The organism is Lysinibacillus sp. FSL W8-0992 (assembly GCF_038008685.1).
Taxonomy (GTDB): Bacteria; Bacillota; Bacilli; order Bacillales_A; family Planococcaceae; genus Lysinibacillus.
Genome location: NZ_JBBOZQ010000001.1, coordinates 3,137,868 through 3,153,946, shown reverse-complemented (window position 1 = coordinate 3,153,946; position 16,079 = coordinate 3,137,868). Strand labels below are relative to the sequence as shown.

Genomic DNA, 16,079 nt, shown 5'->3' with positions numbered 1-16,079 from the left:
CTCGACTTATGGGAAGGATAAAAGCTAAAAAACGAAATATACGCCATTTAAATGATTAGCAATGTACAAGATAAAAGCCGTAGAAATGGTGAAAGGAGCAAAAATGAAAATAGCAGATAGGTGGCGACAAATAAAAAAACTGCCCTTTTATATCGTATTTGCTCGATATATGAAGGCAGTTATAAATATTCTTTTAAATAAACTTTTGCAACCAGCGACTTATATTAGTTTGGATTTTGACGGAGGGGGTTTTAACCCCTCTTTCTATATTACTAATATAAGAAGGTGAAATTTCAAGTTCTTCTGAAACTTGTAAAAGAGACAAATTAAATTGCTTGCGTATCGCTCTTAATTGATTACCAATTGTGGCTCCTTTTGCTTTATGTTGGGCACTGTCTTGGAAATCTAGTGCATAATGAGTTGTACTTTTTGTTTTTTCAATAGACCGGTATTGTTCTTTTATAATTTCAGGTGGTTCAACAAGAATGGTTGCATCTAACCATAACCGAACCCAGCCTTTATTATTAGCAATTGTTTCATCCCATTTATGATAATGCCAAGCAGATAGTACGCCATCTTCCAGCAATTGATCCAATGCTTTTTCTAAGCGGTCTCTCGTACGGGATGGTGTGCGTTCATTTACATTTTCTCCAATTGCCTCTAGTAAAGTTCGAATTTTATTTGGCTGCAAGAAATCGCCCTTTCTTGCTTGTGTTCGCCATCGCCAACTAAAATATCTCGCCAATCGTTTTTCCCATTTTTGACTGTACGGATTGTAATGAAGCGTTTGAATAGGTAAAAGGGCAATTTGCCGTCCAGATCCATACAAATACTTTGTAAAAACTTTATCAACTGTAAATGTAAATGTTTTTTGATTATCTAATTGTGCGATATCATATTCTTTCCGATTATGATCGACAAAAAGGAATGTCCGTCCTTGGAGCTGCGTTTGAACAGCTTTTCCTTTTTCATAGACCGTTGCTTTATTTAATTCGAGCCATAAGCTCTGAATTTTTGTAAGCGATTGCAAAACTTTGTCCTTTTGTTGCTGCTCATAACCGCCTCTTCTCCCTTCACCACCTAACTTTGGTTTCAAGCCGCGAATCATCAATAAATCAGTAAAGTGTATTTCAATGATATCTTCTGTATACCGTGCTTTTGATAAAAAAATACTACATAATGCATCAAACATATCTACGTCTAAATCTGTTAAGTTTTGCGCTTGATTATGTGCTTTCTCTATCAACAATTGTGTAGCGAAGGAGTGCTCAGTAGTGTGATATGGACGTATTTGAATAATTCCTTCTAAATTACCTTTATATAAAGGTGTTGTGGGCCATGGTGTAGTTTCGATGTTTTGAAAACTGTTTTTATAAAGTGCTTCCCTCACATATTGATAAGGGGCATTATTCATGACATGTAGATGATGTTCTACGCCTAATGTAAAAGCGATAGTTTTACTAAGAGGCTGGGAATCCTGATTCTTAGATGCAGTTATTTGCAACATAGATTCAATTTCTTCTACTGTTAAAACTGCTAGCTTCATTGATGCAATAATGTTATGAAACCATTCTGTCATATAGTTGTTCACTATGTTTGTATATTTTGAAATAAACGTATCATTTGATGACAGGTTTTTCGTCATTTGTTGATAAAATACTTCATTTAATTCCTCATTGCTCATCTGATCCATCATTTCATAACCAATTAAACTTTCTAGCTCCTCAAGTACCCATTCTGTTAAATAGACTTGAAACCAAGAGCAAAACTCTTCCCATGCAGTATCTTCACCAAGAAACGTGTTTGCTTTGATAATATGCTCCATACGAAGGACATATTTTTCAAGCTGAAGTGCATTACGATGTGTTGATTTTCGCTTCTGTGATTCGTTTAGTTGGTCCTCGTATTTTTGCAGTAAAAATGAAACGATGTTTTTTGCTATTTCAATAATTACGCGATTTCTAGAAGAAATTCGTAAATTCATGAATAATTGTTCGCTCTCTTTATAGGTACGATCCCAAATAACAAAAGAATTGGAGATTACATTTTTAGTCAATGTAATAGCTTTGGTCGTGTTATCATTGCTGGCAATTTTCTGTTGTTCATAAATACAAAGTACATAATAGTTATCAATTTTATTGAATAAATTTCTATTCATTTTCGTTCTATTAATTTCATTTCGAAGCATTTCCAATTGGTTAAAGGCAACATTCTCGTAATCATTTTTATTTATCATGAATACCTCCTTGAAAAAAATACGAACAGTATGACTTTTAACTTGTACTATATGTTTATACTTGTAATTTTATCACCAGTTAACAGAATATTCTATATTTATCTTTTTGATAGTGTTTATTTATATGGCATCTACTTTAAAAGAAAACACTTCTGCAGTTGATTTCCGCCACAGGCTAGCGCTTTCCGCGGGCACATACGTAAGCCACAACCCTCGCTATACGCGCGGATTGTTGCGTCTTACGTTTTGTGCTTTCCCGCAGGAGTCGCTAGCCTTTCGCTTCAATCAACTTAATAGGCAATGGTCATAGGATGATGATAAAGAGAACAATGTGAGAAAAAGTATAAACATGATATATAGTCAATATAAAAATAGAAGACGTCTCCTGCAGTTGATACATGTTACGGGCTAGCGCTTTCCGCGGGCACAACGTAAGCCGCAACCCTCACTAACGCGCGGTTTGTTGCGTCTTACGTTTTGTGCTTTCCCGCAGGAGTCGCTAGCCTTTCGCTTCAATCAACTTAATAGGCAATGGTTATGAGATGATGGCAAAGAGACTAATGAGAGAAGAAGTATAAACATGAGATATAGTTAAAATAAAAATAGAAGACGTCTCCTGCAGTTGATTTCCGCTACAGGCTAGCGCTTTCCGCGGGCACATACGTAAGCCACAACCCTCGCTAACGCGCGGTCTGTTGCGTCTTACGTTTTGTGCTTTCCCGCAGGAGTCGCTAGCCTTTCGCTTCAATCAACTTAATAGGCAATGAAAAATTTGTGGTTATGGATTGATGGCAAAGAGACTAATGAGAGAAGAAGTATAAACATGAGATATAGTCAAAATAAAAATAGAAGACGTCTCCTGCAGTTGATTTCCGTTAAGGGCTAGCGCTTTCCGCGGGCACATACGTAAGCCACAACCCTCGCTAACGCGCGGTCTGTTGCGTCTTACGTTTTGTGCTTTCCCGCAGGAGTCGCCAGCCTTTCGCTTCAATCAACTTAATAGGCAATGGTCATAGGATGATGATAAAGAGAACAATGTGAGAAAAAGTATAAACATGAGATATAGTTAAAATAAAAATAGAAGACGTCTCCTGCAGTTGATACATGTTACGGGCTAGCGCTTTCCGCGGGCACAACGTAAGCCGCAACCCTCGCTATACGCGCGGTTTGTTGCGTCTTACATTATGTGCTTTCCCGCAGGAGTCGCTAGCCCTTCCCTCCAATCAACAGAACACATTGAAAAGAGATTCTAATTTATATCTATTAATTTTAAAAAATCGACAAACGGCATCAAGAAATTATACTTGATGCCGTTTGTCTACACTCTGAAACCCTATTTGACTTTTAAATATAATGATTATTCAATCTTGTACTCCTTGTTCCAAACGCACTGCTTTAGTTTTTAAAACGGATGCAAAAATAGCAATTAAACTAACTGCTCCAATCCATACAAGGGCTGATACGGCGTTGTTCCAAGAAAAACCTTTGTCAAAGAAAAAGAGTTCTCGTAAACCTTCAACCATAAACCGCATTGGCAACCATGGGTATATCCAATTTTGATAAAAAGAAGACATCATTTCAGGAGCTAATGCAAGCAGTGGTCCACCAAAGAATAGCATTAGTGCAAAAATAGCTATTCCTCGAATGCCAAGCCATGAAATTACGGCTGTTATTAATAAGAAAAAACTAAAGGAGGTAATAGTTAAAAATAAGGTAGTATCCATATATGAAGGAATTTCGATTCCTACCATACCGTCTACTATCCATGTAAGTCCGAAACCTACAACGAAAGCTACCATCGCCCCAATAATAATTTGACCTATCATTACAGAAAGCTTTTCTTTACGTGTAGTAATAGCTATTTTACTGATTGCAAGATAGACGATGGCTGCACTTACCATAATAGCCATCCATAATGGTTGAAACAAAGAAATAGGCGCATTGCCGTTTGCACTATGGTCTCCCGTTTCATTTACATTCGTAATGGTTTTTGAAATGGGTGTGACTAAATTCGAAGCCTGCTCTACCGTTAAAGTTCCTCCATGTGATGAAAATCCTGCAAAGAGTTGTGTACGTACATTATTGTTGATATTATCAACTACCCCATTTACAACTTGCCCTGCTATCGTTGAAGCTGCCATATTCATACCTTGATTAATATATATATGAACTTCGGGTAAAGTAGGCTCTGCAGTTTGTAAAGATGCTTGTTTTGCACTAAAATCTTTCGGAAATACAAGCGCTGCATAGTATTTTTGTTCATCTAATCCCTTTTGAACATCTTCATTACTTTTTACAATAACCCATTTAACTGCAGGTTCTTCATCTTTCCCCGCTTCTACTGAATTTTGAATCATTTCAATAATGCTTTCACCTAAATTTACATGTGGCTGATTCGGAATATCAACCCCTTGGTCTTCATTGACAATCGCTATCGGTAAATTTTTTGGTTTTGCTTGCACTGATGGAAATAAAGTGAGCGAAAAAACAAAAATAACGACTAATGCAAGAATGGGCGCAAACCAAACCAATTTATTTTTGAACATTTCATTACCTCTCCTCTTTTGAGTTATAATAATGAACAACCTGTTGTTTATTACAACTTGAATTATAAGTGCGACATCTTATGCATTCAATGATCAAAAATGGTCTTGATGTCGTTTACAGAACACATTCCAGCAATATGTCGGATAAAATTTAGGAGGAGTGAATGTGAAAGAAAATTACAATGATTTACGTGTAGTTCGTACAATTGAGTCCATTAAAGATGCATTTGTAGCATTAATTGAAGAAAAAGGCTTTGAGTCGATTACAGTTAAGGACATTACAACAAAAGCCAAAATTAATAGAGGGACATTTTACGCACATTATCAAGATAAGTACGATTTAATGAATCGCTACCAAGAAGAATTTATGCTAGAAATATCAAATATCGCAAAGCAAAATATTGCAAAATTAATGGCAAGCTTAAATGCGAAAAATTCAAGCTTACAACCACTTGAAATTGCCGTATTAATTTTTGAATTTTTGGAGCGCAATAGAAAATTTATGAAGGCGATTTTAGGCCCCAATGGAGATTTATCTTTTCAAACAAAATTAAAAAACTTTATGTGGAAAACGTTATTTGAAAGTACTGACAATCCAATAAAGCCCGCCAAATTACGAGTTCCAGGGGAATACTTAGTTTCTTATATTGCCTCAGCACATATCGGCGTTATTCAACAATGGTTGCTGGAAGATCGAAAAGAAACACCACAAGAAATGGCTCAAATATTATCCACCATTACGCTCAATGGTCCTTTTTTTGCAGCAGGCTTGAAAGAATAAAATGAAGAGAGACATTCCCTCAAATTGATAGGCAATGTCTCATCGTTTTAAAATAATTCCATTTAGTTTTTAAATGTTGCAATGACTTCGATTTCTACGAGGACATCTTTTGGAAGTCGACTTACCTCTACAGTGGATCTCGCAGGACGATGATTTCCCAAATGTCTGCTATATTCCTCGTTTACAAGTGAAAATTGTTGCATGTCTTTTAAAAAAATTGTCGTTTTAACAATATTCTTTACAGAAAGATGCTGAGATTCTAAAATAGCTGCTATATTTTTCATAACTTGATTTGTTTGTGTTATAATCTCGCTTTCTACTACTTCATTAGATGTTGGATCAACAGGAATTTGTCCTGATAAAAATAATAACTCTCCTACAATTACCCCTTGAGAATAGGGTCCAATCGCTTTCGGTGCCATGTCCGTATAAATGATTTGTGTCATTTGCTAATCCATCCTTATTCTAATTGTTTATTGTTACAAGTCATACGCATTAAGTGCATTCACACTATGAGCAAGCGCTGATCCTGCTTTTAACGCTGTAGCAACAAAAATAGCTTCTGCTAACTCTTCTCGGGAAACTTCTAACTTCTTCGCATTTTTGACGTGAATTTCAATACAATATGCACAACCAGTTATATGGGCAATCGCAACAGCGATTAACTCTTTGTCTTTCCTACTTAAAAGTCCTGGCTTCAATGCTTCTAAATCAAACTTATTAAATGCACGAAAAGCTTCAGGGCTTAATTGATTCAGTTCTTTAAAGCGAGCAAGATTTGATTTTTGATATAAATCTTCATTATTCTCTCCATCATATGCCTGTAATGCATTTAAGCTATGCGCTATAGCAGAGCCAGCTTTTAAAGCAGTGGCCACCATAATTGCTTCTGCTATTTCTTCTTTAGAAATTTCTAATCTTTTTGCATTCGTAACATGAGCATCGATGCAATAAGGACAACCAGTGACATGCGCAGCTGCAATCGCAATTAACTCCTTCGTTTTTTTAGGAATTATGCCATCAGAAAGCGCTAATTTATCGAATTCAGCAAATGCTTTAAATGTCTCAGGTGTTAGTTTTGCAAGCTCAGGTAATCTACGAATAGATGATTTTTGGTATAGACTATTATTCTCCATTAGAAATGCCTCCGTTTATCTTTTAATTTATAAATAATATTCATAATTTTCTGAAAATAATAGTTATGAAATACTTTCTACTGCACTTTCGTTGGAAGATTCATCATTCATAACGATTCCCTTTCTCGTAAACGCGCTAACTGTTAAACTTACAAATATATTAACACCTAATGCAAGGAAACCGATGTTGATGTCTTGCAAATAGGATGGCCAACTTGGGAACAGTTTACTTAAATTTGTGCTAGTAGCAGCCTGCCAACCAACTATCGCCACACCAACTATAATCCCTGCAAATACGCCTTGTACTGTGAATGGATTTTTCTTAAAAAAGCTAAAAACAACGGCAGGTGCAAATTGCGTAACGAGACCATAACCCATTAAGAATAATAATGTAATAGCTCCACCACCACTAAACGTAAAATACAATGCAATCAATGCCACCACAGGAACTGTATAACGTGCAATGATTCCAATTTGCTGATCAGTAGTTTGAGGTCGAAGCGGTTTTAAAATATTTTTTGCAAAGAGCGTTGCTGCAGACATTAAGATTAATGAACCTGGAACAATGGCAGTTAACAGCCCTGCTGCACCAATAAAGCCAACAATAACTGGATTAAATGTTTGTGTGGAAATTTTAAATAATGCTAAATCTACATTCCCACCTGAAAGATTTGGAACTTGTAAAATAGCTGCTGCTCCCGCAAAAAGAACAAATAAGATAAATAAAGCATAAATAGGGAGCATAATCGCATTTTTCCTTAAGGCATTCCCACTTTTCGCTGAAAATGTAGCAACAAATGTATGTGGCCACATATAAAACCCTAATGAAGTCAACATCATCGTTGATACATACCATGATGCACTCAAACCTGAGTCTGGCAGTGATAAAAACCCTGGATTAGCAACCTCTATTGCCTCCCACATTGGTTGAATGCCCCCATAATAATGGAAAGGTAAATAAATCCCTAAAAATAACACTACACCTAGAATAAGAAAATCTTTAATAACCGCTGTCCAAGCTGAGCCATGAATGCCGGAAACCATTACATAGACAATCATAGCAATTGTGCCAATCCAAATCGTAATTTTCGGATCAATTGCACCATAGGAAGCTTCAGAAACAATAATGCCTAGACCTTTTAGTTGGATAATTAAATAAGGGATTAAAGCCGCTAACCCTACAACAGCTACAAGCATGCCAAGCGCTTTACTTTTATAGGCTTTTTCAAAAAAGTCAGATTGCGATAGTAATTTATGTTTCTTTCCATAACCCCATATTTTAGGTGTTAACCAATATGCAATAACATAGTTGAGCATCATAATATTGTAAAATGCAGCGCCGCCTTTTCCGTACATCCAGCCACTAATACCTAAAAATGCACTAGTTGTATATATTTCGCCGGCCATTAATAGAAAAATGAAAATTGAGCCAAAGCCTCTGCCACCAACGCTCCATTGCTCTAGGCTCATATCTTTTCCTCTACTCGCTATAACACCTAAAAGTAAAGCAACATAAGAAAAATGCAATGATTCCTACTGAAATAATCATATTATTCTAACTCCTCTCTAGCATTAGGGTTTAATCGGTGCACTATTAGCATTAAGCCTGTCCCTAACAAAATCCATAAAACCATCCAGAATAACAGAAATGGAAGACCTAGAACGTAAGGTTCGGAACTTCTAATAAAGGGGATTCCTAAAGGCATTCCAAAATATGCAATGAACGATAGTAAGTAACAAAGTCTTTTTCGTGTCATTTTTCTATCTCCTTTTATTCAATCAATTTTTGAATGTAGCTTATTGTCTTACTAACTGCGCAAAACCGTTCTCAACAAATAAACTTTTAATATCTCTTTTGTCAGGAGTAAAGTCTATTTGATTTTCATTATCTAAAAAATTGATTGTGTATTGAACAGTAGCCGCTACACCAAGCTTTAATGCATCTTCATCGATATCAAAATAAACATTATGATGTTCTGCCCCTATTCCTTTTTCTATATTTTGTATCCCAACGAATGCAAAGACACCAGGAAAATACTTTTCGTAAAAGGCAAATGATTCGGAAGCCATCCACGCTGGTGTGGAATGTAAAGCATTTACCCCAACTGCACCTTCTACTGCAGCTATGGCTAGTTGAGCACAATCTTTTTGGTTGCTGACAATTAAATCACATTCCTTAGGCTCTGTAATAAATTCAAAAGTACAATGATGTAATTCACAAACCTTTTCTAGTATTCTCTTAAATTCATTTGCAGCATGAGCACCTTGTTCAAAATCTAAATATCTTGCAGTGCCTGAAAACTGTAAACTTTCTGGGATAATATTTATTGCAGTGCCCGAATTAATTGTTCCGATTGAATAAGTAATCGTTTTGTACGGATCTAAAGAGCTTAATCGCATCGCTTTCAAATTACTATAAAAGTCTGTAAAACAATCTAATGGCGCAACTGATAAATCTGGTCGTGAGCCATGACCACTTTTTCCTTTTATGACAACATTAAAACTAAACGAAGCTGCCATTCTCGGCCCTGCTTCAACAGATATCTTTCCTGTCGGCATATCAGATTTTAAATGGATGCCCCAAACACCGTCTGCCCCAATTTCGCATAATCGCTTTAAAAGGTTAAAAATGCCTCCGCCCATTTCTTCCCCTTGCTCAAAAGCGAGTAGCACGCTACCTTTCACTTTGTCTTTATGTTGACTTAAGATTTTCGCAGCACCTAATAGCATGGCGGTATGTGCATCATGACCACAAGTATGAGCAGCTTCATCGGTATTAGAAACGACTACTTTTTTCATTTTTAAATTAGTAGCTTCCTCTTTCATCGGTAGTGCATCTAAATCTGCCCTAAGTATTAAAGTTTTTCCAGCTTGATTTCCATTGATAAAGCCAATAATGCCACCGTCAGGGACAATCTCATAATCAATCCCAAGTTTGCGTAACTCTTCTGTTACTACTTTGATTGTTCTTACTTCGTGTAAACCAATCTCTGGGTGTCTATGAAGATCTCGTCTTATTCCAATTACATAGTCCTCTATTTCTTGTGCCCATTTTAACGTTTCAAGTTCATAGGAAGTTTTCATAATTATTCTCACCTTTCTAATTAAGTGTTTGTTTCGATATCCTGAAATTCCTTAGCAATTCTTTCAAGTGCTTCTTTAATAAGTGGTCTCGGTGATGGAATGCAAATTCGTTGGAATCCATCACCTTCTTTTCCAAACAAGTCTCCATCTTCAAGCAGTACATTCGCTTTGTTATAAATTCGATGATGAACTTCTTTTGCTGAAAGACCGTATCCGTTAAAGTCCATCCACATGACGTAAGTTCCTTCAGGTATAGTGACTTTCACCGTTGGCAGTTTTTCAGCTAGAAAACTTTTCACATAGATCATTGTGTCGTCAATATATTCGGTTAATTGTTCCAACCACTCCTCCCCTTCATTGTAAACTGCTATAAGAGCAGCAATTGTAAATGGAGATGGTAACTGCATGCCCATTTTTTCGCTAAAGGTCTTTCGAATTTCAGGATTTGAAATAATTACATTCGTACAATGTAGACCAGCGACATTAAACGTTTTGTTGATGGCCGTGCAAGTAATAATATGGTCTGTATTACTTGCAATTTTAGCTAATGGTGTAAAGGTTTGATTTTTTCTAATCAAGTCTCCATGAATTTCATCCGCAACAATGATGACATTGTTTTTTTCACAAATATGTGAAAGCCTTTTCAATTCTTCATTCGTAAAAATTCTACCTGACGGGTTATGTGGATTACAAAGAACAAACATTTTAGTGTTCTCTTCTTGAGCTTTCGCTTCAAAATCTTCAAAATCAATGGTGTAATCGCCATCACTGTTTCGAATCAATGCATTATTACGAACAACCCTGCCATTCCCTTCAATAGCAGCTGTGAATGGTGGGTAAACAGGACGTTGGATTATGATACCTTCACCGCGCTTAGTTAATGCTCTTACCGCGATATTTAATGCGTGAACAGTTCCAGGACTGAAAACAATTTCATCTTTTTCAATCGTCCAATTATGTCTTTTTTTAAACCAATGCTGTATCGCTTCATAATACTCGTTTGGAAAAATAGAGTATCCAAAAATACGATGATCGACGGTTTTATGAAGCGCCTCTATCAATGGTTGAGGTACTGGTAAATCCATATCAGCTGTAAACAGTGGAATCGTTTCATGATCATATCTCTCTGTATAACCAATTTGTTTGATTAACTCCTCACCGTCCCACTTTAAGGAATACGTATTTCGGCGCTGAACCACTTCATCAAAATTGTATTGCATACTTTCTCCCCCTCTAACATTTCACAAATAATTCTGTTTAAATACATTTTTTTAAACGTTTAAAATTAATTTTTCTCAGTTTAGCACCTTAACTGTGAAATGGTCAATATAAAAATTCAGATTTTTTTAAAAATTATTTGTTTTGCAAGTAACTTTCATTATAAGATTTTCTAATATGTTAGAATAAAATAATAATCCTCTATAAATTATTGAAAGGAGGCTGGGTGATGGATAAGGAGAAAGTTTTTTATGAACTAATGGAAACGCTTTACGAGACATCTAGGCTGATTAGTTCATACGAAAATATCCCAAGAAAATATGGTACTGATGATGAGCTTTACATGATAGAAGTACATACTCTGAACTTAATTGGCGATAAAGTAAAAACAAATACTTCTGAAATTGCGGAAATAACGAATCGCACAAAAAGTGCTGTTTCTCAAATGGTCGATAAACTTATCAAAAAGGATTTAGCAATTAAATATAGAAATCCTAACAATTATCGAGAATTGACTATCGAATTAACATCAAAAGGAAAGTTAGTGTATGAATATCATAAAAAGCTCGATGAAGAAGAGTACGGAAGCCATTTGAAGAATCTTGAGCAATTTACAGTGGAAGATTTTCAGAACTATATTACGATATTAAACGTAATTAATCGAAGGACACGAAATGTGCTTAATGATAGAGATTAATACAATGAAGCGTATAGTACGATTTCAGACTAAAATGTGCGTTTTTTTGACTTTTTCATAACAAAAAGAGCCATCGTAAATACGATGGCTCTTTAATTTTTCAGTTAAACTAATGTTAAAATATATTTTCAACCCTTATGGTAAAATATTTGCGTTCTCCCACCATAGAGCTAATTTAGGATTAGCAAGTAAGTAGAAATTATGTTCAGCCAAATCTCCAATACAATAATTCCGCAGTTTCTTTATAAAGTACAGCACCTGTTTTTTCTAATACTCTATGAGATGCGATATTATCTTTTTCAGTATCAGCAACAACAAATTTCACATTAGGCTTGCTTAACAACCAGTTTTTCATTGAATTAATCGTTTCTGTCATATAGCCATTTCCTTGATATTCAGGCAACGTGTAATACCCTACTACTACCTCACCATAGTCGTTTGGAAGCCCTTTTAACATGATTCCTCCTACACTACAGTTTTGACTTTTCGACACAATTAACCAATTGGTATACCACATATAGTTTTCCTTATCACATACCAACTTAGCATGTCGAATTTCCATTGCTTGTTGAAGTTCCGCATCTAAAAAGCTATCTGATTCCTTTAATGATAATTGAAGCTCCAACTTCTTTGGGTTATCAATGAGTAATCTTAGGCTTTCTGCATTTAGCGCAAGTATTCTTAATCTTTCTGTGTTCAATTCAATCATACTTATTCTCCTATTATCATTTTTGACGTAATTTTAAAGACAAAAATATTAAAATAGGTATATGTTATTGGCAGCTACTCCCATTATATTTTATCCAAATTAATAGTAGCATTACTTATTGTATTGTTATATTAATTGGTACATAAATAGTAGCATTAATTATAATTATTGTAAATTTGGTATGCGATTAGCTCTAATAAGTGGTGACTAAGAGCCACATGCACTATTAGATACAATTAATGAACTTTTCTATTTTTCCAATCCTCTATATGCAATGTGTAATGTCGATACATTAGAGCATCTATTTCTATATTTTCTTTGAAAACAAAGCCACATTTTTCAATCACCTTCAAAGAACTTACATTGCGGGGTTGAACGATAGCATTCAATTGTTCAATATTTGTCTGTTCAAATAGGAAATGTAGTAAACCTTTTACTGCTTTAGTTGTGTAGCCACGATTTCTGAAATGTTTTTGACATAGCATAGGCAATTTCTTGATTTGGTTCACTTAGCTCTTCTTTTGGCCCGGTATTGCAAAAACCAATGAATTCCCCAGTTTCCTTTAATATGATTGCTAATTTCAAATAATTTTGACCATTGATATTAGGAATAGCAGATAAAAATGCTTTATTGGAAGGTATTTCGTCATTTATTATCCAGTTTAATCGTTGTTCTCTCGTAGAACGCCAATCTGGCAAAAACTCATATACTTCTGGTTGTGAAGTAAGCTTATAAATTCCATCGACATCTTCACTTCTAAACTCTCTCAATAAAATTTCACCACAGTCGATTGTAAATAAATTGTGCATTGTTAAACCTCCATTTATTTCTTAGTTAAATCTTTTTTCAAATAGTAATGCTTAAAGTCTCTACCTACATTATCTAACGTCCCAAATATTTGATAACCGTGCTTTTCATAAAATTCTAACGCTTGAAAACTTAATGTATCTACCTTTATAAAATCGCACTGCTTTGCTAAAGCCATATGCTCGAGTTCTAGTAATAATTTTGTGCCAAATCCCGATTTTCGTATGTCCTCATCTATCATTAACGTGTGAATCTCTAGCCAATTCCAACATACTTCAGCAAGAATACCACCACGAACATTGTCATTTTCATCTTTAAGGAATACATTCATTTCTTCGTAATTTCCTCTTAAATCTACTGGAAAATGCTTTAAATTAAATTTGTAAAGCTCATTATTTACTATCTGTTTAGCTTGATCGTTTAATTCTTTCGTTATATACAAAGACATGATTTATTTCTCCTATCAGCTCATATTGTTAATTCGATTATAAATGACTGACATTCAATGAAAAAACCTCATATTCGTTTCATAAAAGAAAATAAGCCATGTGGTAAAAACCACATAGCTTCTTTTTATATGTTTGTTCTTTTTCTTTTTTCCTTTAGGATTATTCGTTGAATACTCTTTAAAGACAAATAATAGGTTGCACTTAAAGTCTCCATATCGGTGCCAGAGAGATATTCCTGATAAATATTATTGTTCCTTACATCTAATTCATTCCTTGTAGTAGTGCCAGCCCCCCAACTCTTTTTACTATCTTGTCTTCTCGGGATATAAATATATTCACCATCTACATAGTTTTGAATTAACGCGATTAACTCTGCTGGTAACAGATTATTTGCTTTCTTATAGCTCATGTTTGCACTCCTAAATGTATTATCGTTCGTTTAGGAAGAGCAAAGGCTATTTGATTTTAAAAATTATTTGCAATAGCCTTTGCTATGCAAAAATAGTATGCTTTCTCATACGACCAATCCTCCTTTTCCAGAGTTTTTATATACAAATTGTACCATGTATTTTTCAGAAAATGTAAATATATTTTTATAATTTTATTATGTAAACTAAAAAAGGATAAAAAAACTAGCCCCTCTTAGGAGCTAGATGTAATTGTTAGCGATTGATTTAAAATGTTAGTTGTAAAGTCTTCCACAGAAAGCGGCTTGCTAAAATAATAGCCTTGGACGAACTCACAGCCATGCTCACGAAGAACGTTTAATTCAGCTTCTTCTTCGACTCCTTCTGCTACTACTTTGAGGTTTAAAGCATGTGCCAATGAAATCATTGCAGAAATCATCGCTATCCCTGTTTTCTCAGGCACAATATCACGCACAAATGCCCGATCTATTTTTAATACGTCTACAGGGAATTTTTTTAAATAATTTAATGATGAATAGCCTGTTCCGAAATCATCTAATGCAATGGTAATGCCTAATGCCCGTAGCTGCTCAATCGTATTTATCAACTCTTCTGTATAATCAAGCATACTCATTTCGGTAATTTCAATTTCTAATGAATGCGGGTCAATTTTTGTTTTTTCAATTACATCGCGTACCATTTCAACAAAACCTGGTGTGCTAATATGGATAGGAGAAATATTGACAGCTACGCGTAAATTTGATTGAAATGTTTCGTTCCATGCACATACTTGCGCACAAGCTTTATGTAATACCCATATACCAATATCATTTATAAGACCACATTCTTCCGCAAACGGGATGAAACGATCTGGTGGCATCTGTCCTAATTCAGAATCATACCAACGAAGCAATGCTTCCATACCTACCACTTGATCTGTTTTTAAATCAATTTTGGGCTGATAATGTAGCTCTAATAAATCCTTTTTTAATGCCTGATGAAGTTTAGTTTCAAGTAATAACCATTTATCATTTGCCTCATCCATATTATGTCGATACAGCTTATATTGATTACCTCGTGTTGATTTTGCAGCATACATGGCGATATCAGCATTTTTTAATAAATCTTCAATTGAATTAGCATGATCAGGGAAAATGCTAATACCAATACTAATACTCGCATAAAATTCATATGCATCTACGATGAAACTTTCATCGAAAACAGCAATGATTTCTTTTGCCATTTCCTCGATACGTGAAACATCATTTAAGATCATGACGAATTCATCACTGTTATGACGATAAAATGAATTGGATGTGAAGTCTACATTGCGTAATCGATTTGCCATTTCCACTAGGAACATATCGCCTATGATGTGGCCAAGTCCATCGTTAATGTTTTTAAAACGATTCACATCAATGAAAAATAACGCAAACTTATCTCCTGTACGTCGAGATTGATGGAATTCATTTTCTAAACGTTGTTCTAATTTACGACGGTTTGGTAACCCTGTTAATTCATCATGATATGCAATATGTGTAATTTTTTTAATATCCTTTTGTGCGGTAATGTCTACTCTAATGGCAATATATTGATAAGGCTTATCATTATCATCGAGAAAAGGAATAATTGTTGTTTTCACCCAGTATAGACTACCATCTTTAGCACGGTTGCACACCTCACCATTCCACATGTCACCTTTTCCGATTGTTTTCCACATCTCTCTGAAAAATGATTTGGGATGGAAACCCGAGTTTAATAAACGATGATCTTGTCCAATTAAATCTTCACGCTTATATTTAGAAATTTTACAAAAATGATCATTAACAAAGGTAATTTTTCCTGTCCGATCTGTAATAGCGACTATGATCGAACTGTTCATTGCTGAAAAAATATCTTGTAATTCTTTCAGGCTGTAGTTAACTTGATTAATACTACTAGGCGTGATATTCATCATCTTCATTCTCCGTTCGTTAAAATAAGAGGGTTTAGTACTTATTCTTTATAT

General features: G+C 35.0%; 14 protein-coding genes and 1 pseudogene. 2 read left to right on the top strand and 13 right to left on the bottom strand.

Annotation, left to right across the window (positions count from 1 at the left end; all coding sequences use genetic code 11):
* Positions 1-193: 193 nt before the first annotated feature.
* Positions 194-2,236 (bottom strand): helix-turn-helix domain-containing protein, encoded by a 2,043-nt coding sequence (locus NSQ74_RS15905; RefSeq protein ID WP_340824590.1) that lies wholly within the window; start codon positions 2,234-2,236, stop codon positions 194-196.
* Between the two features lie 1,361 nt (positions 2,237-3,597).
* The gene (locus NSQ74_RS15900) at positions 3,598-4,782 is read right to left on the bottom strand and encodes a YhgE/Pip domain-containing protein (RefSeq protein ID WP_340824589.1); all 1,185 of its coding nucleotides are present in this window, start codon (positions 4,780-4,782) and stop codon (positions 3,598-3,600) included.
* 166 nt (positions 4,783-4,948) lie between these two features.
* Between NSQ74_RS15900 and NSQ74_RS15895 the strand changes: the two genes are divergently transcribed.
* Positions 4,949-5,563: a TetR/AcrR family transcriptional regulator gene (locus tag NSQ74_RS15895; RefSeq protein ID WP_340824588.1), complete on the top strand. Its 615-nt coding sequence runs from the start codon at positions 4,949-4,951 to the stop codon at positions 5,561-5,563.
* A gap of 62 nt (positions 5,564-5,625) precedes the next feature.
* On the opposite strand, the gene NSQ74_RS15890 is transcribed toward NSQ74_RS15895, so the two are convergent.
* From NSQ74_RS15890 to NSQ74_RS15865, 6 genes are all read right to left on the bottom strand, one after another.
* Complete coding sequence (locus NSQ74_RS15890; RefSeq protein WP_340824587.1) at positions 5,626-6,009, bottom strand: RidA family protein; 384 nt, start codon at positions 6,007-6,009, stop codon at positions 5,626-5,628.
* Between the two features lie 33 nt (positions 6,010-6,042).
* Positions 6,043-6,699: a carboxymuconolactone decarboxylase family protein gene (locus tag NSQ74_RS15885; RefSeq protein WP_340824585.1), complete on the bottom strand. Its 657-nt coding sequence runs from the start codon at positions 6,697-6,699 to the stop codon at positions 6,043-6,045.
* Between the two features lie 63 nt (positions 6,700-6,762).
* The gene (locus tag NSQ74_RS15880) at positions 6,763-8,169 is read right to left on the bottom strand and encodes a sodium:solute symporter family protein (protein ID WP_340824584.1); all 1,407 of its coding nucleotides are present in this window, start codon (positions 8,167-8,169) and stop codon (positions 6,763-6,765) included.
* Between the two features lie 80 nt (positions 8,170-8,249).
* On the bottom strand, positions 8,250-8,456 hold the full coding sequence (locus NSQ74_RS15875; protein ID WP_340824582.1) for a DUF3311 domain-containing protein: 207 nt from the start codon (positions 8,454-8,456) through the stop codon (positions 8,250-8,252).
* A gap of 40 nt (positions 8,457-8,496) precedes the next feature.
* Positions 8,497-9,783, bottom strand: a complete 1,287-nt coding sequence (locus tag NSQ74_RS15870) for an amidohydrolase (protein WP_340824581.1) — start codon at positions 9,781-9,783, stop codon at positions 8,497-8,499.
* 20 nt (positions 9,784-9,803) lie between these two features.
* The gene (locus NSQ74_RS15865; RefSeq protein ID WP_340824580.1) at positions 9,804-11,003 is read right to left on the bottom strand and encodes a MalY/PatB family protein; all 1,200 of its coding nucleotides are present in this window, start codon (positions 11,001-11,003) and stop codon (positions 9,804-9,806) included.
* A 227-nt stretch (positions 11,004-11,230) separates the two neighbouring features.
* On the opposite strand from NSQ74_RS15865, the gene NSQ74_RS15860 reads away from it, so the two are divergent.
* Positions 11,231-11,698 carry a MarR family winged helix-turn-helix transcriptional regulator gene (locus NSQ74_RS15860; RefSeq protein WP_340824578.1) on the top strand — a complete coding sequence of 156 codons (468 nt, stop codon included), beginning with the start codon at positions 11,231-11,233 and terminating at the stop codon, positions 11,696-11,698.
* Between the two features lie 205 nt (positions 11,699-11,903).
* Here NSQ74_RS15860 and NSQ74_RS15855 read toward each other — a convergent pair whose 3' ends face one another.
* The 5 genes and pseudogenes from NSQ74_RS15855 to NSQ74_RS15835 form a co-directional block, all read right to left on the bottom strand.
* Entirely contained in the window at positions 11,904-12,407 is a 504-nt protein-coding gene (locus NSQ74_RS15855) for a GNAT family N-acetyltransferase (protein WP_340824577.1), read from the bottom strand.
* Positions 12,408-12,643: 236 nt separating this feature from the next.
* Positions 12,644-13,217 (bottom strand): annotated as a pseudogene (locus tag NSQ74_RS15850) (GNAT family N-acetyltransferase).
* Between the two features lie 14 nt (positions 13,218-13,231).
* Entirely contained in the window at positions 13,232-13,663 is a 432-nt protein-coding gene (locus NSQ74_RS15845; protein ID WP_340824575.1) for a GNAT family N-acetyltransferase, read from the bottom strand.
* Between the two features lie 125 nt (positions 13,664-13,788).
* Positions 13,789-14,073, bottom strand: a complete 285-nt coding sequence (locus tag NSQ74_RS15840; RefSeq protein ID WP_340824573.1) for a CD3324 family protein — start codon at positions 14,071-14,073, stop codon at positions 13,789-13,791.
* Between the two features lie 233 nt (positions 14,074-14,306).
* Complete coding sequence (locus NSQ74_RS15835) at positions 14,307-16,028, bottom strand: sensor domain-containing protein (RefSeq protein ID WP_340824571.1); 1,722 nt, start codon at positions 16,026-16,028, stop codon at positions 14,307-14,309.
* Between the last annotated feature and the right edge of the window lie 51 nt (positions 16,029-16,079).